Annotated in this window: 20 protein-coding genes and 1 pseudogene; 13 read left to right on the top strand and 8 right to left on the bottom strand. The window is 47.8% G+C overall.

Translation table 11 applies throughout. From position 1 onward, the window contains the following. Positions 1-42: 42 nt before the first annotated feature. Positions 43-357, bottom strand: coding sequence for a DUF8620 family protein (locus ACP2WE_RS02020; RefSeq protein ID WP_503473939.1), 315 nt, complete (start codon positions 355-357; stop codon positions 43-45). Positions 358-708: 351 nt separating this feature from the next. Further along, the gene (locus tag ACP2WE_RS02025) at positions 709-846 is read right to left on the bottom strand and encodes a photosystem II reaction center protein K (RefSeq protein WP_425213934.1); all 138 of its coding nucleotides are present in this window, start codon (positions 844-846) and stop codon (positions 709-711) included. Positions 847-933: 87 nt separating this feature from the next. On the opposite strand from ACP2WE_RS02025, the gene ACP2WE_RS02030 reads away from it, so the two are divergent. The 3 genes from ACP2WE_RS02030 to ACP2WE_RS02040 all read left to right on the top strand — a co-directional run bounded on the left by ACP2WE_RS02030 (position 934) and on the right by ACP2WE_RS02040 (position 3,447). After that, entirely contained in the window at positions 934-1,389 is a 456-nt protein-coding gene (locus ACP2WE_RS02030) for a hypothetical protein (protein WP_425213935.1), read from the top strand. Between the two features lie 68 nt (positions 1,390-1,457). After that, positions 1,458-2,738, top strand: a complete 1,281-nt coding sequence (locus ACP2WE_RS02035; RefSeq protein ID WP_425213936.1) for a DUF3086 domain-containing protein — start codon at positions 1,458-1,460, stop codon at positions 2,736-2,738. Between the two features lie 94 nt (positions 2,739-2,832). Then, positions 2,833-3,447 carry a Uma2 family endonuclease gene (locus ACP2WE_RS02040; RefSeq protein ID WP_425213937.1) on the top strand — a complete coding sequence of 205 codons (615 nt, stop codon included), beginning with the start codon at positions 2,833-2,835 and terminating at the stop codon, positions 3,445-3,447. Here the strand turns inward: ACP2WE_RS02040 and lipA are convergent. Both lipA and ACP2WE_RS02050 read right to left on the bottom strand, forming a co-directional pair. Next, positions 3,444-4,364, bottom strand: a complete 921-nt coding sequence (lipA, locus tag ACP2WE_RS02045) for a lipoyl synthase (RefSeq protein WP_425214216.1) — start codon at positions 4,362-4,364, stop codon at positions 3,444-3,446. The two genes, ACP2WE_RS02040 and lipA, sit on opposite strands and share 4 nt — an antisense overlap. Before the next feature lie 144 nt (positions 4,365-4,508). After that, a pseudogene (locus ACP2WE_RS02050) lies at positions 4,509-4,688 on the bottom strand (IS701 family transposase); the annotation flags it as partial. Positions 4,689-4,962: 274 nt separating this feature from the next. Between ACP2WE_RS02050 and cbiE the strand changes: the two are divergent. Beyond that, positions 4,963-6,201 (top strand): precorrin-6y C5,15-methyltransferase (decarboxylating) subunit CbiE, encoded by a 1,239-nt coding sequence (gene cbiE, locus ACP2WE_RS02055; protein ID WP_425213938.1) that lies wholly within the window; start codon positions 4,963-4,965, stop codon positions 6,199-6,201. Positions 6,202-6,253: 52 nt separating this feature from the next. On the opposite strand, the gene ACP2WE_RS02060 is transcribed toward cbiE, so the two are convergent. Next, positions 6,254-6,541, bottom strand: coding sequence for a hypothetical protein (locus ACP2WE_RS02060; RefSeq protein ID WP_425213939.1), 288 nt, complete (start codon positions 6,539-6,541; stop codon positions 6,254-6,256). A 113-nt stretch (positions 6,542-6,654) separates the two neighbouring features. Next, a complete protein-coding gene (locus ACP2WE_RS02065; protein ID WP_425213940.1) occupies positions 6,655-7,935 on the bottom strand; it encodes an NAD(P)/FAD-dependent oxidoreductase in 1,281 nt (426 codons plus the stop codon). 293 nt (positions 7,936-8,228) lie between these two features. On the opposite strand from ACP2WE_RS02065, the gene purL reads away from it, so the two are divergent. From purL to ACP2WE_RS02080, 3 genes are all read left to right on the top strand, one after another. Further along, positions 8,229-10,550: a phosphoribosylformylglycinamidine synthase subunit PurL gene (gene purL, locus ACP2WE_RS02070; RefSeq protein ID WP_425213941.1), complete on the top strand. Its 2,322-nt coding sequence runs from the start codon at positions 8,229-8,231 to the stop codon at positions 10,548-10,550. 191 nt (positions 10,551-10,741) lie between these two features. Further along, on the top strand, positions 10,742-10,960 hold the full coding sequence (locus tag ACP2WE_RS02075) for a hypothetical protein (protein ID WP_425213942.1): 219 nt from the start codon (positions 10,742-10,744) through the stop codon (positions 10,958-10,960). Beyond that, positions 10,953-11,345 carry a pepsin/retropepsin-like aspartic protease family protein gene (locus tag ACP2WE_RS02080; RefSeq protein WP_425213943.1) on the top strand — a complete coding sequence of 131 codons (393 nt, stop codon included), beginning with the start codon at positions 10,953-10,955 and terminating at the stop codon, positions 11,343-11,345. Before ACP2WE_RS02075 ends, ACP2WE_RS02080 begins: the two co-directional genes overlap by 8 nt. A 94-nt stretch (positions 11,346-11,439) precedes the next feature. Here the strand turns inward: ACP2WE_RS02080 and rsmI are convergent, their stop codons facing one another. Both rsmI and ACP2WE_RS02090 read right to left on the bottom strand, forming a co-directional pair. Continuing rightward, on the bottom strand, positions 11,440-12,285 hold the full coding sequence (gene rsmI, locus ACP2WE_RS02085; protein WP_425214217.1) for a 16S rRNA (cytidine(1402)-2'-O)-methyltransferase: 846 nt from the start codon (positions 12,283-12,285) through the stop codon (positions 11,440-11,442). A gap of 20 nt (positions 12,286-12,305) precedes the next feature. After that, positions 12,306-12,629: a phasin family protein gene (locus tag ACP2WE_RS02090; protein WP_425213944.1), complete on the bottom strand. Its 324-nt coding sequence runs from the start codon at positions 12,627-12,629 to the stop codon at positions 12,306-12,308. Positions 12,630-12,760: 131 nt separating this feature from the next. Here ACP2WE_RS02090 and ACP2WE_RS02095 point away from each other — a divergent pair, with 131 nt between their 5' ends. The 6 genes from ACP2WE_RS02095 (at position 12,761) to ACP2WE_RS02120 (ending at position 18,364) form a co-directional block, all read left to right on the top strand. Beyond that, on the top strand, positions 12,761-13,276 hold the full coding sequence (locus ACP2WE_RS02095; protein ID WP_425213945.1) for a thermonuclease family protein: 516 nt from the start codon (positions 12,761-12,763) through the stop codon (positions 13,274-13,276). Positions 13,277-13,416: 140 nt separating this feature from the next. Continuing rightward, complete coding sequence (locus ACP2WE_RS02100; RefSeq protein ID WP_425213946.1) at positions 13,417-14,388, top strand: ABC transporter ATP-binding protein; 972 nt, start codon at positions 13,417-13,419, stop codon at positions 14,386-14,388. A 49-nt stretch (positions 14,389-14,437) separates the two neighbouring features. Then, complete coding sequence (locus tag ACP2WE_RS02105; RefSeq protein ID WP_425213947.1) at positions 14,438-15,352, top strand: substrate-binding periplasmic protein; 915 nt, start codon at positions 14,438-14,440, stop codon at positions 15,350-15,352. Further along, positions 15,271-16,188, top strand: a complete 918-nt coding sequence (locus tag ACP2WE_RS02110; protein ID WP_425213948.1) for a J domain-containing protein — start codon at positions 15,271-15,273, stop codon at positions 16,186-16,188. Before ACP2WE_RS02105 ends, ACP2WE_RS02110 begins: the two co-directional genes overlap by 82 nt. A 214-nt stretch (positions 16,189-16,402) precedes the next feature. After that, complete coding sequence (locus ACP2WE_RS02115; RefSeq protein ID WP_425213949.1) at positions 16,403-17,413, top strand: GGDEF domain-containing response regulator; 1,011 nt, start codon at positions 16,403-16,405, stop codon at positions 17,411-17,413. Positions 17,414-17,446: 33 nt separating this feature from the next. Beyond that, entirely contained in the window at positions 17,447-18,364 is a 918-nt protein-coding gene (locus ACP2WE_RS02120) for a bestrophin family protein (protein ID WP_425213950.1), read from the top strand. The last annotated feature ends 18 nt before the right edge of the window (positions 18,365-18,382 follow it).

The following is an 18,382-nucleotide window of genomic DNA, read 5'->3' on the forward strand; positions in this document are numbered from 1 at the left end:
TGCAATTTAGGTCAAACACGATTGCTGCCAGCAGACTACAGATTAATTCTCAGTTTTGGTAAGGCTTTTGAGCTTTGAAATGATGCCACTAGCGATCGCACCTGCCATCATAATTCCCAACACGGGTTGAATTACAGGCTGCCATAGCTGCTGCCACAGGTCTAAGCCTAAATTGAAATGAAAGCTATTCCCAATCAGGGCAACCATGAACCAAGCAAAAAAGAAAAACACTAAAAATAAATCAAAAACCAGTGCTTTATTAAGCCAGTAGCCAACTTTTTCCATATTCGGTTGAATTTGCGACAGATGGGGATTGGATTTCCGCACGGAGCGTTTTTTGAAAAAGCGATCGACCAGAAATTAAGCTGAAGTGAATTCGGGTTAAGGATTTCGGAACAAAGCAAGCCGACTTGCTGGAACCGAGGGGTTTGATCCCCCTGCCCTATCGGGCATCCCCCTTAAAAAAGGGGGACAAGTGGGTTCTCCCCCCTTTTTTAAGGGGGGCTGGGGGGGATCCTTGGGATGTATGACGCTTCAGGTTTTCTTATCCCGAACTGACTTTAAGCCGAAAAATATCCGATCAAAACTTAAGGGGCAATTAAATAAATAACTGCCCCTAAATTTTTTATTTGAAGGTTTTATTTGAACTTAGGTTTTAAACTTGGTTTTTTAAATCTAGGGTTAAATCTAGGTTTACGTCAGACCAGTTTACTTGAATCCAACCGCTGCTTGCCAAACGAAAGCGAGTAGCAGAAAGAAAATGGGGATAACAGGTAAAACATCCACTAAAGGATCGAAAATCCTGTATGCTTCGGGCAAAGTTGCCAATAGCAAAGCTAGTTGCATTTAAAAACAGACCTCCTTCAAGAGCTAAGATGAATTTTAGCACGATGGGATCATCGTACAATCGTCAGAGCTATTCTCATTGAAATTATGTTTTTAAGCAAATATCAAAAAATTTACAAACAAGTCTTTAAAGCTCTGTCTCTATGCGTGCTGATTGGCTGCCTCACGGTTGCGATCGCAACGCCAGCTTGGGCAGGTATTCAAATTAAGCTGACCGATCTAACCTACGACCTCTGCCCCCCTGAGTTAGCCAAAAATCTAGTACTGGGTGGTGGTGTCATGGCAGCCGACTGCTACTTGATTTCAGGCAAAGCAGTGAATACATCGGGCAAACTCGTGCTTAATGCTGATGTTTTTGGGCGCGTCTATGACGCAAATGGTAATGATGTCATGCCCGAACGCGGTAGATTAGGCTCGATCGCCGAAGTCCCCATGGGTGAGAGTGACTTTAAAATTATGCTCAGCGTGCCCTCCGATCAGGTTCCTCCGTTTAAGCTAGACAAATTTAAAGCTTCTGGGTTTACTGGAAAGGTTCGCCGTTAATTTCGGAACTGACGACTATCAACTGACAACGATTAACTGACAACTGAAGACTGAATAATTGCTGACCTATGGATTCCGATCACAACCCTCAAGAAGAAAATACAACTCCCAATGGCGATCGCCCCACAACGGAGGAAAATTCTGATGTCAAAACAGAAGTTGTCCCAGAGCATTCTGGTGAACCTGAAAATGCCCCCGATCTCCACAATTCAGAAACCTCTTCAGAGCTTGTCGTAGAGAATAATCAAGCAATTCCAGAAAATCTTATCCCAGCAGCAGAGACTCCAGAAATAGAAGTCCAAACGGAGCATGTTTCGCTTGCAACCCCAGAAGCTCAGGAAGTTATCAGTTCAGAAGTTATGCCGTCAAACCATTTAGAAACCCTCCAACAGGAAGCAGCCGCGCTTAATGCCGAAATCGATCGCCTCAAGGCAGCCAAACAGCAGATTCTCGAAGGGCAGATTACAGAATTGCAGCAAGCGATCGCCCGTATCAGCCAAGAGAGTCTAGGCGAGCTAGAGCAACGCAAACAGGAGTTACAAGCTTCGATCGCGGTCTTACAGAGAAAGCAAGAACGCCTGCAAAATGAAATGAAGACTACCTATGCAGGCATGTCTCAAGATATTGCCGTCAGGGTACAGGGCTTTAAAGATTATCTCGTGGGCAGTTTGCAAGATTTGGTCGCCAGTGCCGAGAAACTCGATCTGGTTCCCCCTACGAGTAAAACCCCTGAAGCTGTGGTTGTGGAGAAAAAGCCCCAAGAGCCACCTAAACTATCAGAACAGAGCTTCGGTGAATTTAGACATCGCATCGAACAGTTGCTGGAACGCTATCGTACCCTGCCTGATTATTACGGGCCCGCTTGGAAGCTCCGCCGCACCTTTGAGTCTTCCCATGCCGATCGCGTTGCCAATTGGTTTTTTGCCCAAGCAGGTAGAGGCGCAATTCGCACGATGGGAACGCGGCTGCAAAATATTCTTGTCGCTTCCGCCACCGTCTCTGTGTTGCGATCGCTCTATGGAGAAAAGATTCGCGTTTTGATTCTTGCCACGGCTCCAGAGCGCTTGGGTGAATGGCGGCGCGGTTTTCAAGACTGCTTGGGCTTAAGCCGAGATAACTTTGGTCCCGAAAAAGGCGTGGTGCTATTTGAAGATCCCGATCCCCTAGCCCTCAAAGGCGATCGCCTCGTTACCGAGGAACTCATGCCTCTAATTATCATCGATGAAGCTGAGGAATTTATTTCCGTAGATTTGCTCAGATTCCCGCTCGTGATTGCCTTTGGTCGCGACCCCGATGCCAAACCTTCCTATTCTTCGCGCGATCGAGACAGAGACTTTAGAGACTGGTAAGTGTAGAGCCTTCGGAATATCACATTGCTAGGATTTATAGGGTAAAACCTGCGAAATGCTAAAATTTTGCCATGCAACCTAGAGGGTCTCAATCATGACTTTAGCGACAGCTAGCCCATCTAAACTCATGACCGTAGAAGAGTATCTTAGCTATGACGATGGCACAGACACTCGCTATGAGCTTGTAAACGGAGAATTGGTAAAAATGCCAACAGAATCTTTTGGGAATCTGAATATTGCGAAGTTTTTGCTTTTAGAGTTTGCTAAGTATCTTCCACTCATGCTGATTGCTTACAACATCGAGGTAGAAGTTTTAGGCAAAAGTGTCACTTGTCGCATTCCAGATCTACTGATACTCAGCGAAGAATCAGCCATAGCTTTGCAGGGGGCAAGTCGCAGCTTTGTTTCAATGGATATGCCACCGCCTGTTTTAGTCGTTGAAGTTGTATCTTCAGGGCAAGAAAATCGCGAATCACCAGAGGTGACGCTGCGCGAACGCGACTACCGCTACAAGCGCACAGAGTATGCCGCTAGGGGAATTAACGAATACTGGATCGTCGATCCCGAAATGGATCAAATTACTCTATGTCTATGGGTGAACGGACAGTATGAAGACACGATTTATAAAGGTGATACGAAAATCACATCAACGGTAGTTTCTGGGTTTGCCCTGACTGTAGGTGAAATTTTGGCATTTGGGAAGAATTAAGGATTTGCAGTCAGAGGCGATCGCGGATTACATTCCATTAATTCTCGAACTTGCTCGGCGTGATAGGAACTGCGCGTCAGGGGAGAAGACACGACCTGCAAAAATCCCATGTTTTCGCCCTCTATGCGCCACTGCTCGAACTGGTCGGGATGAATAAACGCTTGCACGCCCAAATGTTTTTGGGTGGGCTGTAAATATTGTCCGATCGTGAGAATATCGCAATCAACTTGGCGCAAATCCTGCATCACTTCTAGAATTTCGGCGCTGGTTTCACCCAAGCCCACCATCAGCCCTGACTTGGTATAGGTCCAAGGTGCGATCGCTCTGGTCTGACGAAATAATTCTAAAGTACGCTGGTATTCCCCTTGAGGGCGCGTGCGCTTATAGAGACGCGGCACAGTTTCGGTATTGTGATTGAGCACATCGGGACGTGCCGATAAAATCACCGCCAAGGCTGACCAATTACCGCACAGATCGGGAATTAGAACTTCGATCGTAGTTTGTGGCATCACTTGACGAATCTGCTCAATGCATCGTACAAACTGCGATGCACCACCATCGGGTAGATCGTCTCGATTGACTGAGGTAATGACGACATGTTTAAGCCCAAGCCGTTGTACGGCGATCGCTAAGCGATCGGGTTCAGTCGAGTCGAGGGGTTGAGGCTTTTTCTCAAAGTCAATATCGCAGTAGGGGCAGGCCCGCGTACAAGCTGGTCCCATGATCAAAAATGTAGCCGTACCGATGCTAAAACATTCGCCAATATTGGGACAAGATGCCTCTTCGCAAACTGTATTGAGCCCTAGATCCCGCAAGGTTTCTGTAACGCTACCCACCCTTTGCCATTGTGGGGCTTTGACTCGTAACCATTCGGGCTTGACTACCATAGATTTTTTTGATTGCGATCTTTGAGAAATGACAAAAAACGGCTTGTACCTATTTTACAGAACCTGTTTCATTGTACATATTCTCAGTAGATCGAACGCGCGATCGCCAAACATCCAGCGATTAGACTCTTATTTGTTGATCTTGCCTTTATCTTGGTCAATCTCTGGATTTATTTACTGACCTTGCGTGGAAGGAGCGAAAAGTCTCTGAAGCTCAGCAAAACTGGCTCTGATAGCATTCAAATATAACTTTTCCTTAATCGCAAAGTGATTCAGGCAAGTTTTTACCCGCAACAACTCTAACTTCACAAAGGCATAGTAACAAGCAAAGATATGATTGCTTTGGGTGTTGACTATTAGTTGGAATGAGCCTACTTCGGGGATATCGTCTTCAAGTAGACGCTTTTGCTTCTTTCTGGGGTGGTAAGATGGGCAAAGCTCATGAGGATTTCCTGATTGTTGTGATTATCATCAGATTATCCTTATGAGTCCCTTTACGCAAAGATCTCTAGGCGTTGCATTTCATCCTTGAATTGGCGATTGCTTGGTTAAAAACGCAATCGTAAAATCGCTTTGTTTATCATGCGATTGCGTAGGGGAGGGGACAAGAACTGAGGATACGCGCAGAATGCACAAATGGTTGTCAGTGGTGGGCATTGGTGAAGATGGGTTAGAGGGAATTAGTGCGATCGGGCGCTCCCTGATCGATTCCGCTGAAATTTTGGTGGGCGGAACCCGTCATCTCGCAATGTTGCCCTCTAACGATGTTCGCGAACAAATTGCTTGGGCATCACCTCTAGATCTGACGATTGAGAGAATTCTCAGCCTTCGTGGAAAAGCGATTTGCGTCCTCGCCAGCGGCGATCCTATGTGTCATGGTGTTGGTGTGACGCTCTCGCGACATATTCCGATTACAGAGATCACGATCGTTCCCTCTCCGTCTGCTTTTAGTCTTGCCTGCGCGCGTTTGGGATGGTCGCTCTCTGATATAGAAACCTTTAGCCTTACCCACCGTCCCGTCTCCATCTTGGCTTCCGCCCTTTATCCCCATGCTCGAATTTTGGTTTTGAGTGCAGATAAAACCACACCCGCTCGCGTCGCGGAGTTTCTCACCCAAGCAGGATTTGGGCAAAGTCAGATTGCCGTACTAGAGCGCATGGGGGGTACGCAGGAGCGTTGGATGGAAGGTCTTGCCAATGAGAAAACCGCGATGTGGCGTACGACAGAAGTTTCTGATTTGAATACGATCGCGATCGCCTGCATTCCCGATCCAGACACTGCGCTGATTTCTAAACCACCCGCGATTAAAACCTCTGGTTTACCTGATGCCGCCTATCACCACGACGGTCAACTAACCAAACGCGAAGTCCGAGCGATTACGCTGTCGAGTCTTGCGCCTATCCCTGGTGAGTTACTCTGGGATGTGGGGGCAGGATGCGGCTCGATTGCGATTGAATGGATGCGCAGTCATCCCCGTTGTCGCGCGATCGCGATCGAACGCAACACGACTCGACGGCAATATATTGCGGATAATGCCTCAGCGCTAGGGATTTCAGGGCTCAAGATTGTGGCTGGTGATGCGCCCGCTGCGTTGGATGGGTTACCCCAGCCCGATGTAATTTTTATTGGGGGCGGCGCAACAGTGGCAGGGCTATTTGAAACCTGTTGGGATGCGCTCCATGTTGGCGGTCGCCTTGTGGTCAATGCCGTTACGCTTGAGAGCGAACAAAAAGTGTTGCAATGGCATCATCAGCATGGTGGAGAATTAATTCGCATTGGGATTCAACGTACCGAAGCGATCGGTTCTTTTTTAAGTTGGAAGCCATCTGCTCCCATTACGCAATGGATAGTTACAAAGAACGAGTGATATCCCAGATACTATAGCGATCCTTTGAGACGACCGGCTTTGATGCCCAATTTCAATTGCCCTGCAAACCGCGATAGTTGGTATTCGATTGACCTGTTGCCGCCACAATGGCTAACGCTTCGCGCAGGCGATCGGTGAATTTCAGATCGCTCCAATCGTCATCCGCCCACCAGAGACCTACCGCCGTCATGAATTGAGACACCTGATGCTCTCCCTCTCGGACGGTTATCAAATAATAGCAATCGTCATTGCGTTGATCGTAACTATCGAATGTGGCAGTCCAAGAACTCGAAGAGTTGATGGGTATGGGCTCATGGAATTGCGGAAACTCAAACGCCATCGAACCTCCAAGCCTGCTTAAGGGAATTGCTCGAAAATATTATACCGATAGGTTCCAAGGTTGGCTTCGACTCCGCTCAGCCAACCTTGAAACTTTAATTGATGGCACATTCACTAGGAATCCATTCCTGTAATCTTCCGAATGGTATTGCCTTCATGGTCGGCTCCCTTCAACATCCGATTCCAATAGACCCAAGGCAACACGTTACGCTTGAGGAACCACATGCTGTAGCGTTCTTGCGTGCAATCGAGCGGGAAGCTGGGATAAGGATTGCCATCATAGTCAAACTCCGCCATGATCGTTTTGCCATAACCCGTAATCAACGGACAACAGCTATAACCGTTATACTTGGCATCGAGCGATCCTTTTTTAAGCAGTGCCAATAGGTTTTGGACGAGGACTGGGGCTTGTCGTCGAATCGCAGCAGCCGTTTTGGAATTAGGGAGCGAAGAGGCATCCCCCAAACTGAACACATTAGCATAGCGATTGTGCTGGAGCGTATATTTATCCACATCGACCCAACCCAATGGGCTTTCCACTGATAATTTGCTGGACTTAATGAAATCGGGAGCACTCATCGGAGGAGCAACATGGAGCAGATCGTAGGGTATAGTCACCTCTTTCACCAAACCATCGATCGTGACGTCAAATATGGCTTCTTTTGCTGCGGCATTAACAGCTTTGAGATTGTGTAAGACCTTCAGATCGATACCTTTCCGCTCCGCCACCTGCATCAATGGAGGCACAAATGTGGGCACGCCAAAAATTTTGGGAGTTGCCACGCAATAGCTAATCTGGGTTTTCGCTCGCACCCCATTGCGGCGGAAGACATCGTCCGCCAGATACATCACTTTTTGGGGTGCGCCGGCACATTTAATTGGCGTTGCTGGAAACGTAAACACGGCATTACCACCCCGAAAATTGTCGATCGCTTCCTTTGTGTAGGTGGCTCCACCAGGAACATAGTTACTACAGACCCCATTTTTCCCGATCGCATCTTTTAACCCTGAAATGCGATCCCAATCGAGCTGAATGCCAGGACAGACGATCAGGTAGTCATAGGTAACTTTTTGACCACCCTGAGCGATCAGGTAATTTTCATCGGGTTCAAATTTGGCAACCGCATCCCGCAGCCAAGTCGATCCCTTGGGAATGCAATCGGCTTCTGGCTTGACCGTTTCCTCAAACTGGAAACAGCCTGCCCCTACTAACGTCCATGCGGGCTGGTAATAATGGCGATCCGATGGTTCAATAATGGCAATATCTAGCGATCGATCTTGAATCAGCAGTTGAGCGGTGACGGTGATCCCCGCCGAACCTCCTCCAACTACAACAATTTGATGATGAACCGCAGGCTGTTGGGTGGAATTTGAGTGAAGTTCAGTAGTAGTCATTTTGGCTATAAATTTTGGCTATGAAGAAGGTCTTTTTTCTTAATTTCGCTCCGACTAGAAATCAAGAAAATTGGAAGGGAACCATCACGCTGCATTGACATAAATTCGTGAGCCATTATAGCAATTGACGGTGATGGCGTTGCGCGTGCGGCAAAGTTGGAGTTGAATTATCCCATAAATTTGTATGGTTTTCTGCGTTCAAAGACCTAGCATTCTGGCTCTATACCTTCAAATCAATAGACCCAAAATTTAGGTTTTCGTCGATCTGTTGCGATCGGCTATAGTTAACAATTATGACGATCAATAATTTTTCACCCCAAGAGATTAAAGCCGAAGGCTTGACCCCAGATGAGTACGCCATGATCTGCGATCGCCTGGGTCGGCAGCCAAACAAAGCAGAATTAGGTATGTTTGGCGTAATGTGGTCAGAGCATTGCTGCTACAAAAATTCCCGCCCCCTGTTAAAGCAATTTCCCACCACAGGCGATCGCATTTTGGTAGGTCCGGGCGAAAACGCAGGGGTAGTAAAAATCAAAGATGGTGTAGCCGTATGTTTTAAGATCGAGAGCCACAACCGTCCCTCCGCTGTAGAACCCTTTCAAGGCGCTGCCACGGGTGTAGGCGGCATTTTGCGCGATATTTTTACCATGGGCGCCAGACCGATCGCCGTGCTAAATTCCCTGCGATTTGGCGATCTCTCCGATGCTTGGGTACGCAGTCGAGTGAATGGCATCGTCAGCGGGATCGCAGGCTATGGAAACTGTGTGGGCGTGCCGACGATTGGGGGAGAGGTCTATTTTGATGCCGCTTACAATCGCAATCCCTTGGTGAATGCGATGGCGATCGGCTTGATGGAAACCAAAGAAATTGTTAAGTCTGGGGCATCAGGCGTGGGCAACCCCGTGCTTTATGTCGGCTCGACCACAGGACGAGATGGCATGAAAGGAGCCAGCTTTGCCAGTGCCGAATTATCAGATGAATCTCAGAAAGACCGTCCCGCCGTCCAAGTCGGCGATCCCTTTTTAGAAAAATCCCTGATCGAAGCCTGTTTGGAAGCCTTTAAAACGGGTGCGGTCGTCGCCGCTCAAGATATGGGAGCCGCAGGGCTGACCTGTTCCACCTCAGAGATGGCAGCCAAAGGGGGCTTGGGTATTGAGTTGGATTTAGACAAAATTCCTGCGAGAGAAACAGGCATGAGTGCCTATGAGTACCTCCTATCTGAATCTCAAGAACGGATGCTATTCGTCGCCAGTAAGGGAAGGGAAGCCGAACTGATCGCGATCTTCCATCGTTGGGGCTTACATGCCGTGGTCGCAGGAGAAGTTTTGGCAGAACCGATCGTGCGAATTCTGTGGCGCGGTGAGATTGCTGCCGAAATTCCCGCCACGGCACTCGCCGATAACACGCCGATCTATCATCGTCAGCTTGCCGATACGCCAACCTATGCGCTCAAGGCATGGCAATGGCAAGAGTCAGCGATCGCTGCTCAATTGGCAGAAACCAGCAACCTCAACGAGATTCTCTTAAAACTTTTGGATAGTCCTGCGATCGCTTCCAAAGCATGGGTCTATCGCCAATACGATCAGCAGGTGCAAAACAATACGGTGATGTTTCCCAATCAGGGCGATGCTGCCGTGATTCGGATTAGAAGCTTAGATTTTGGCGTGGGCGAAGTTCCACCCCTCTCAATGGGGAATCCTCAAGATGGCATGGAAGGTGTAGCTGCTACCGTAGATTGTAATGCCCGCTATGTCTATCTCGATCCCTTTGAAGGATCTAAACTGGCTGTAGCCGAGGCGGCGCGAAATCTCTCCTGTGTGGGAGCCGAACCGATCGCTGTGACCGACAATCTCAACTTTGGTAGCCCCGAACATAGTGTGGGTTACTGGCAACTCCATGAAGCCTGTCGCGGTATCGCCGAGGCATGTCGCGAACTCGGTACGCCTGTTACAGGTGGAAATGTCTCGCTCTATAACGAAACCATTGATGCGGAGGGGAACTCCCAACCGATTTATCCCACACCCGTGATTGGAATGGTCGGGATTGTCTCAGATGTGCGTAAGGTTTGCGGTCAGGGTTGGCTGGGCACTGGCGATTTCATCTATCTGATTGGTTCCAGTCAAGTCAGTCTCGCCGCTTCCGAATATTTGGCGGTGGTTGTGGGTGAAGTAATGGGTAGACCGCTTGCCCTAAATTACGATTTGGAACGGAAAGTGCAGTCGGTCTGTCGCGAAGGCATTGCCAAGGGATGGATTCGCTCTGCCCATGACTGTGCTGAAGGTGGTTTAGCAGTAGCGATCGCGGAGTCCTGTATCGCGGGAAATCGCTCCGCCCAAATCCAACTTGCGAATATTCCTGATATTCAACCGATCGCGCTTTTGTTTGGCGAAGGTGCAAGCCGTATTGTCGTATCGGTTCGAGCCAGCGATCGCGAGGCATGGGAAGCCTATCTCGCGGCTGAACTCGGCAGCAATTGGCAAAAAATTGGACAGGTGGGCAATTTCGACGAGCCTATTTCAATTCAAATTGACGGGATTACACCTGCGATTGAGTTGTCTTTAGCTGAAATCACGGAAGCCTTCACCCAAGCCATTCCTAAACGCATGAAGGGCTAACACGATGCCGAACCGTTGCGCTCCAGAAGTTGTCTATCTGAAGCAACTACACTCTGGCGATCTAGGCGCATAACGGTTGAATTGAGCGGCAAGTGATAGCCTACTAAATTGTCCGCTCCAATAGGATGTTAGACCGTGCCTCACCGATCGCTTATAATACATGTATCCTCGCGTGACTGGGAGTTTAAATTATGCCTCTCTCTGAGTTAATTCCTTTAGTAAACAATCTGAGTCAGCCAGACAAATTGTCACTCTTCAAACTCCTAGCCGTACAACTCCCAGATGCTGAACTACAAGCTATCTTTTCTGCATCAGAGTATCCAGTTTGGTCACCCTACGACGCAACGGAAGCTGCAAATATTCTGATGCAGATGATTCAGAATGAACAAAAGGCATCCACTCGTGCCTAGTACAGTCGAGTTCCCCTTTTCTGACGATGAAGCATTACCCAAAATTCCCATCACTCTGAGTTATGCAGACTTTTCTATCTCCGCGATTGCACTGATAGATACTGGTTCTACAGTCAATTTATTACCTCATGAAATCGGGGTGCAATTGGGTGCAATTTGGGAGGAACAAACTGTCCGCTTGCCATTGGCTGGAAATCTTGCAAGAGTTGAAGCGCGGGGTTTATTTGTGCGTGTTCAAATTGGAAGTCTGGAGCCAGTTCGTTTAGCATTTGCTTGGGCACAAATCTCTCAGGTGCCCTTAATTCTTGGGCAAACGAACTTCTTTCAGGAATTTGATGTCTGTTTTCAGCGATCGCGACGGACGATCGAAATTACTCGCTTCTAAATCGATGCCGATCGCGACAATCTTAAAAGAATCCGAAATAGTTTAGCGATTGTCAAAGAAAATTCTTCCCAAAAATGCTGGGGAAGAGGTCGATTCAAATCGTCAAAGCTAGCTGATAAATTTGGCGGCGGGGAAGGTTTGTTAGAGCTGCTAGTTGACGGCTGGCTTCCGATCGCGATATTCCCTCATCTAATAAACTCTGTAACTCCGACAATAATTTTTCCTCTGTCCAGATCGGAGTTGTTGGTGGGGGCGAACCTGCCAAGACCAGTGTAAATTCGCCCTTGGGTGGGCGTTCGGTGAAATAAGCGATCGCATCTGCCAGCGTTCCTCGCCAAAATTCTTCGTGTAGTTTGGTCAATTCCCGCGCGATCGCGATCGGTCTAGTCGCTTCTAAAGCATTCTGTAAATCTTCCAGCGTACGAATTAAGCGATGGGGCGCTTCGTATAAGATTGCCGTGCGGGTTTCTTGCTGGATTGCCCTGAGGCGGCTTTGACGTGCTTGGTTGTCCGTAGGCAAAAATCCTTCAAACACAAACCGCTGCGGGTCGAGTCCCGACGCGCAAATTGCCGCGATCGCTGCCGTCACCCCAGGAATGGGGACAACCCGTATATTTGCCTGTACGCAAGCCTGCACGAGTTCGTACCCAGGATCGGAAATGGCTGGCATTCCTGCATCGGTGACAAGGGCGATCGCCTGTCCCGCCTGTAATTTCGCCAAGAGTTCGGGTATGCGGGATTGGCTGTTGTGATCGTGATAACTGATTTGGGGCGTGGCGATCTGGAAGTGCTGTAGCAGCCGACCTGTATGGCGGGTATCCTCGGCAGCAATGAAATCTACCTGCTGCAAGGTGTGAATCGCCCGCATGGTCATGTCTTCAAGGTTGCCAATCGGCGTACCCACTAGGTAGAGAATGCCCGCTGAGCCATCTTCAGACACCTCCGATGAATCCGATCGCTTTAGCGCCAATTCCGATCCTCCAAGTCTCTGACCTGACGCTCTAGGCGATCGATCCGTCCGCGAAGCTCATCCATCTCATTTTGACGGGGCACGCCCAAGTCTTGCATGACATTACGAATTTGACGTTGAATCAAGGTCTCGACGTTAACCTGCTCGGTTTTGAAGCGACTGGATAATTCATTAATAAAATCCGTTGCCTGATCGGGGTCGATCTTGCCATCCTTGACCCATTCATCGGTAACTTCTCTGAGTTTATCCACCATGAGTGAGGTTGTCCCCACCCCAATCATTAATAATTGCTTGAGCAAATTGTTATTATCCATAGTTCTTGGCTGAGACCTATCTACATTCTGACTCAGAAAATCGCGATCTAACTAGCAAATCCAGTTTTCTGGCATTTCTCCCCTAGATTGTGTCATAAGAGATAGGAGAGCATTGTTTATTTCTTCGCAGAATGCCAGTTTCATCTAATCAATCTTGGTTAAAAATTATTTTTAAGGTTGCGATCGCCTTTACGATCGTATTCGGGATTACGCTTGGCTATTCTGCCCAATCTGCCCATGCGGCGAGAAGCATTCTCCAGTTCTATGATGGCGATAACATGACGATCGTGCAAAGCGGCATAAAGACAAAGATTCGCCTTGCCTGTATCGATGCCCCAGAGTTACAGCAACCCCTGGGCGATCGCGCCCGCAAAACCCTGAAGACCTTAGTAGGCGATCTACCCATTGCCCTGCATGTATTCAAACGAGATCGCTTTGGACGCTTAATTGCCGAGGTCTATGCCGATGGCGAGAATATCAACAAGCTACTCGTAGCGCAGGGACAAGCCCACTTCGACCGAGAGCAAATCAAAGACTGTAGTGCTTATGAAGCGATCGAACAACAGGCAAAAGACAAGCATATGGGGATTTGGGAACATGGGACAGATGTGCAATTACCCAGCCAGTTTAGGCGCGAACACCGTTAACTTATAAGTTAATGCCAGCAACGCCAGATAATTGGTTAAGTCGATCTGAAATCTACCCGCGAAATTGGCATAAAATCTTGATAGCTTTCGTAACGTCCTATCTGTTCTAAAATAATCAGTACTCAGCTTCTATCAGGTCTATGACTACTGAAGGTCTGAATAGCTTTGACCAAGCAAACAAGTCACTATCACCAGCCATCTTGGCCGATCGACTAACCAAAATCTACAAAACGGGATTTTGGCTTAACCAAAAAGTTACCTCGCTGCAAGCTTGCTCTTTAACGGTTCAACGCGGTGAGACCTTTGGTCTATTGGGACCAAATGGGGCAGGTAAAACCACACTGCTAAAACTGCTCCTTGGTATTGTTCAGCCTACCTCTGGTTCGGGTCAAATTTTGGGCTATCAGCTTGGCGATCGCGCTTGTAAGCAATATATCGGGTTTCTACCCGAGCAAGCCTACTATTATGACTACCTCACAGGTTGGGAATTTCTAGAGTTTATCGGCAGCATGTTTGGGATTGAGTCCAACCTCCGTCGTCAGCGCATTGCCGATCTGCTCGATCTGGTGGGGCTGCCCCAGTCGGCTGCTCGCAAAAAACAGTTGCGTCAATATTCTAAAGGGATGGTGCAACGGATCGGCCTGGCACAAGCACTGATCAACGATCCCGATATCGTCTTTTTAGATGAACCCATGTCTGGACTCGATCCTGTCGGGCGCTACCAAGTACGCGAAATTATTTTGATGCTCAAAAAGCTCGGTAAAACCGTGTTTTTTAATACCCATATCTTGGCGGATGTGGAAATTATTTGCGATCGCATTGGGATCTTAAATAAAGGCGAACTGATTGCGATCGGCACGCTCAACGAGCTACTAGGCACAGAAAAAACCTACCAAGTCAGTGGCTACGGCGGTACTGAAGCAGAGCTAAAACCTTGGCTCCTACATTTTGAGGAACAAGGGGATATGTGGCATGGTCAGCTAGAAGGCGATCCGCAAAAATTTCTAGAAATGCTCGCAGGCATCAATGCCAAAATCATTAGCATGAACCTCTCCCGTCAAACCCTCGAAGAGTTTTTTATCGAGCAAATTCGGGGTGGGTCAAAATCTTAAGTTCAAGTCCCGATCGCTAACTAGCCCTCTCAATTACTTCACGGAACCAATGCTCAGTCGAACTTCTCGTCGCAATTCATTGCTCCCCAGTGTTTCCACCCTGATTTCACATTTTGCTCTCTATACGGGCATCTGCGCTAGTTTGTTTGTCACCCCAGTCTTTGCCGATGGCAGTCTTGCCCTGGTGACAAGGCGCGGGAATATTCGTGTGGCGATCGATGCCTCGGTTGGTGGACCTTACCTGTTTTGGAATGCCAAAACGCAGTTTTACGACGGGTTTGAGTTGGAGATTATTCAAGAAATTGCTAATCGTCTCAAAATCGAAGCACGCCCCATTAATACGCCTTGGGCGGGGCAGCCCGAAAGTTTAGAATCGCATCAGGTCGATCTGATTTTTAGCGTCCGAGAGCAGGGAGCGCTAACTAGCGGAACGAGTAAAGATAAGTTTGCCGAAACAGTTCCCTATTACCGCAGTTCTCAACGATTGTTGATTCGCAAAGATACACTCCGTCTCACGACCCTACGAGATTTAATTGGTAAGAGGGTTGGTGTTGTAGCCAATAGCGGCGGAGCCGCAGTCATAGAAACTTATAATAAGAACAGAGGCAATGCCATTCGGTTGTTTTCCTCGCGCGATCTCGATCGCATGGTGACCCAACTACGCGATCGGCAGCTGGATGCCATGTTGCTCGATGAGCCCGTTGCCGTTTGGCAAGTCAGAAACAATCCAGACCTGACCGCGATCGGTACGCCTTTGCTACCTATCAGTTTGGTGGCGATTGTAAATAAAGATGATGAGTCTCTCAAAAAAGCCGTAGATGAGGCTTTAACCCAAATGCGTCAAGAGGGTACACTTGAAAAAATACTTAGGAGGTGGAACCTATGGGAAAACCAGAAATCTTTAAAATCAGCCGAGGTCTTGCCAGCTATAAGATCCCAGATCATTATGCAATTTTGGGGTTAGCAATGACCACCGATGCTGCACATATTCGCAAAAAGTTTTTACAACTTGCGAAAGTTCTGCATCCAGATGTATTTGGTCGCACCGCTGAGGAAAAAGAGCTAGCCACTAACTATCTGTCTAAAATGGTTAGTCCTGCTTACCAAACCCTGCATAACGATCGCGAAAGAGGCGAGTATCTGGCGACACTGCGTCTATTTGCTCAGGGGCAAAAACAAAAGGCTGAATCCCTCGCTTTAAAGTCCGAATTAGCGCAAAAGCTATATAAGTTTCCCCATGAAATTACCTACACCAAATTTGTTGAGGAAGTCTCGCCTCTCCAATACAAAGCCCTAGACAAAATTCTCGAATATACCGAAGACCTCAGCGAATTAAATTTGGTCTACCTATTGACGCAACAAAGCCTCGTATTTAGTAGCGCTAGTTCTACGCCAAGCGCCACCAGTACGTCTGCCTCGGCTACGGCGAGTTCTAGTACGGCTGAAGTTTCTAGACCACCCGCTCAGTCACCTGCTATGCGGAACATCCAAATGGCAGAACTGTTTATCAGTAAAAAGCAATGGGCTGATGCGCTGAAAGAGTTAAAAGCAGCCGAAAAGCTCGATCCAAACAATGCCAAAATCTTTGGCATGCAGGGTCTAGTTTATATGAATCAAAATGTCGCCATGATGGCAAAGACAAATTTCCAAAAGGCACTGAAAATCGACCCAAAAGAGCCGACTGCCCTGAAATATATCAACCAGCTCAACAGCAGCACCTCAACGCAAGCAGCAAAGCCACCTGCAAAACAACCTGATAAAAAAAGTGGAGGGGGGCTATTTGGTTGGGGCAAGAAGTGACCGATTCCCATTCCCTACCCGTTAGGGATGGGGCTTCTTTTTGAGGTCTGCGATCGCTGCAATAAAGCAGGAAGAAAGCTCCTATTGTTTTTTACCGAGAGGTTTTGCGAGAAGGCTCGCGCTCTAACGGTACTCCGTGGAAGGATGCATAGCATCAACATCGGGAGAATGTCAGTAAGCTCGCTGTTTTAATAACCTTCGTCAGGTAAAACGTTTGGATCTCCACAGACTGAATTACCGTCGCCACCAACTAAAAGTCCTTGTGATCGATGACGATTCGATGACTGCAACCTTGGTGTCTCAATGTCTCAGCGAAGATGGCTACCTAATTAACATCGCTACAACTGCCGAATCTGGTTGGGAAAAAGTCCTTGCCACTCAACCCGATGTAGTAATTAGTAACTGGTCTTTACCTGATATCTCTGGCTTGGCGTTATGCCAGCGAGTCAAAGCAAATCAGGAATATCCCGAACTAAGATCTATATACTTTATCTTGCTTTCTCCCTATGCCAGTTACGAACATCGCATATTTGGGCTAGATGCGGGTGCTGATGAATTGTTGACAAAACCCATCGATCCCTCTGAACTAAGAGCCAGAGTTAGAATGGGTTTACGCCTTTGCTTGCTGTCAAAAGCGCTGACATTGACTAACCAAAAGTTACTTGTACGCAACAAATTACTTGCCTCTTTAGATTTAATCGATCCGCTTACAGGTGTATTAAACCGTCGTGCTGTTAGGGGCATACGTCATCTATTAGAGCAATTCCTGCAGGATGCAAAGGTTGCTCGTGAGGATGAGCAGAATTATTTGAGCGTGTTAATGATTGATGTCGATCGCTTGCAGCAGGTGAATGCTCAGTACGGTCATGCTGTGGGGGATGAAGTTTTAACGGCGATCGCTGGGCGTTTGCAAAATGCCTGTACTCCCAATAGTTTGCTCTATCGATATAGCGGCGGTGCGTTTGTCTGCATAACCCCAGAACTCGAGCCTAGAGCAACTCGAAATTTAGCCGATCAACTCGTGCTTGCGATCGATAGTCATCAGATCGCGCTATCCGATGGTCTACATTTACAAGTTACGGTAAGTATTGGGGCGACAGTTTACAGGGTCATGCAGGATAGCAAGGTAAATATCACAGAATTACTCGGTCGTGCCGAACAAGCCCTTGCGCAAGCAAAGCAGTCTGGGCGAAACTGTATGCGAATGTATGAGGAGAAGGGATGAGATCGAGTTTTGTTGCTATTTGGTAATGGAGATATGAGCGGCAAAAAAGACGGCTGGTTTCGCCTCGCATTGAGTTGGAGGGGTTCAGTTGTGCCTGAGGTACTACCACGATCGCTTTTGTGTGGAGCATTTGGCGTTGTGGTCTATCTCTTACACTTAGCAAAGATTGGTGTTTCGTTACCCTTTTTGAGCAGCCTGATTCCCAATATTGTGTTGGGTTTGTTACTGGTTTTTCGCACAAACACTGCCTACGATCGCTTTTGGGAAGGACGTAAGGCTTGGGGACAGTTGATCAATACAGTACGAAATCTCTCACGGCAAATCTTGGTGGCGATTGCGGAACAGGAACCCAGCGATCGCGACCAAAAAATATGTGCGTTGAAGTTACTGCCTGCCTTTGCGATCGCGCTGAAGCTACATCTGCGCTCTGAGCCGATCGATCGCGAACTGGAAGCCGTGCTATCACCCGCACAGTTCGATCGCCTCAAAACCATGAATCATCCCCCTCTCGAAATTGCCTTTTGGATTAGCCGATATTTGCAAAATCAGTATAAACAGGGCAAACTCGATCGCTATCAGCTAGGCGATATGAGTCAACTCTTACATAACATGGTGGATGTTGCAGGTATTTGCGAGCGTATTCTCAAAACCCCAATCCCCCTTGCCTATGCGATCCATCTAAAGCAGTTGCTGTTGATTTACTGTTTATCGCTTCCCTTTCAAATGGTCGATCAATTGGAGTGGATGACGGGACCAATTGTTGCCCTGATGAGCTTTACCCTACTTGGCATTGAGGAAATTGGCATTCAAATCGAAGATCCCTTCGGACGCGATACAAATGATTTACCTCTCGATAATATTTGCAAAACCATGCAGCGAAATATTGCAGATTTAATTGCGGTCAGTACCGACCCAAATACGAGCGATACGGTTTCGAGTGCCTGTAATTAGAAACGCTTCGTCTTTTAA

This window comes from Tumidithrix helvetica PCC 7403 (assembly GCF_965232925.1).
GTDB classification, from domain to species: Bacteria; Cyanobacteriota; Cyanobacteriia; order Pseudanabaenales; family Pseudanabaenaceae; genus Tumidithrix; species Tumidithrix helvetica.

Coding starts and splice junctions, on each gene's coding strand:
- cbiE (WP_425213938.1), top strand. CDS start 4,963: ATGCACAAATGGTTGTCAGTGGTGGGCATTGGTGAAGATGGGTTAGAG.
- ACP2WE_RS02100 (WP_425213946.1), top strand. CDS start 13,417: ATGACTACTGAAGGTCTGAATAGCTTTGACCAAGCAAACAAGTCACTA.
- ACP2WE_RS02060 (WP_425213939.1), bottom strand. CDS start 6,541: ATGGCGTTTGAGTTTCCGCAATTCCATGAGCCCATACCCATCAACTCT.
- ACP2WE_RS02075 (WP_425213942.1), top strand. CDS start 10,742: ATGCCTCTCTCTGAGTTAATTCCTTTAGTAAACAATCTGAGTCAGCCA.
- ACP2WE_RS02035 (WP_425213936.1), top strand. CDS start 1,458: ATGGATTCCGATCACAACCCTCAAGAAGAAAATACAACTCCCAATGGC.
- ACP2WE_RS02095 (WP_425213945.1), top strand. CDS start 12,761: ATGCCAGTTTCATCTAATCAATCTTGGTTAAAAATTATTTTTAAGGTT.
- ACP2WE_RS02110 (WP_425213948.1), top strand. CDS start 15,271: ATGGGAAAACCAGAAATCTTTAAAATCAGCCGAGGTCTTGCCAGCTAT.
- ACP2WE_RS02105 (WP_425213947.1), top strand. CDS start 14,438: ATGCTCAGTCGAACTTCTCGTCGCAATTCATTGCTCCCCAGTGTTTCC.
- purL (WP_425213941.1), top strand. CDS start 8,229: ATGACGATCAATAATTTTTCACCCCAAGAGATTAAAGCCGAAGGCTTG.
- ACP2WE_RS02120 (WP_425213950.1), top strand. CDS start 17,447: ATGAGCGGCAAAAAAGACGGCTGGTTTCGCCTCGCATTGAGTTGGAGG.
- ACP2WE_RS02065 (WP_425213940.1), bottom strand. CDS start 7,935: ATGACTACTACTGAACTTCACTCAAATTCCACCCAACAGCCTGCGGTT.
- ACP2WE_RS02030 (WP_425213935.1), top strand. CDS start 934: ATGTTTTTAAGCAAATATCAAAAAATTTACAAACAAGTCTTTAAAGCT.
- ACP2WE_RS02040 (WP_425213937.1), top strand. CDS start 2,833: ATGACTTTAGCGACAGCTAGCCCATCTAAACTCATGACCGTAGAAGAG.
- ACP2WE_RS02090 (WP_425213944.1), bottom strand. CDS start 12,629: ATGGATAATAACAATTTGCTCAAGCAATTATTAATGATTGGGGTGGGG.
- ACP2WE_RS02025 (WP_425213934.1), bottom strand. CDS start 846: ATGCAACTAGCTTTGCTATTGGCAACTTTGCCCGAAGCATACAGGATT.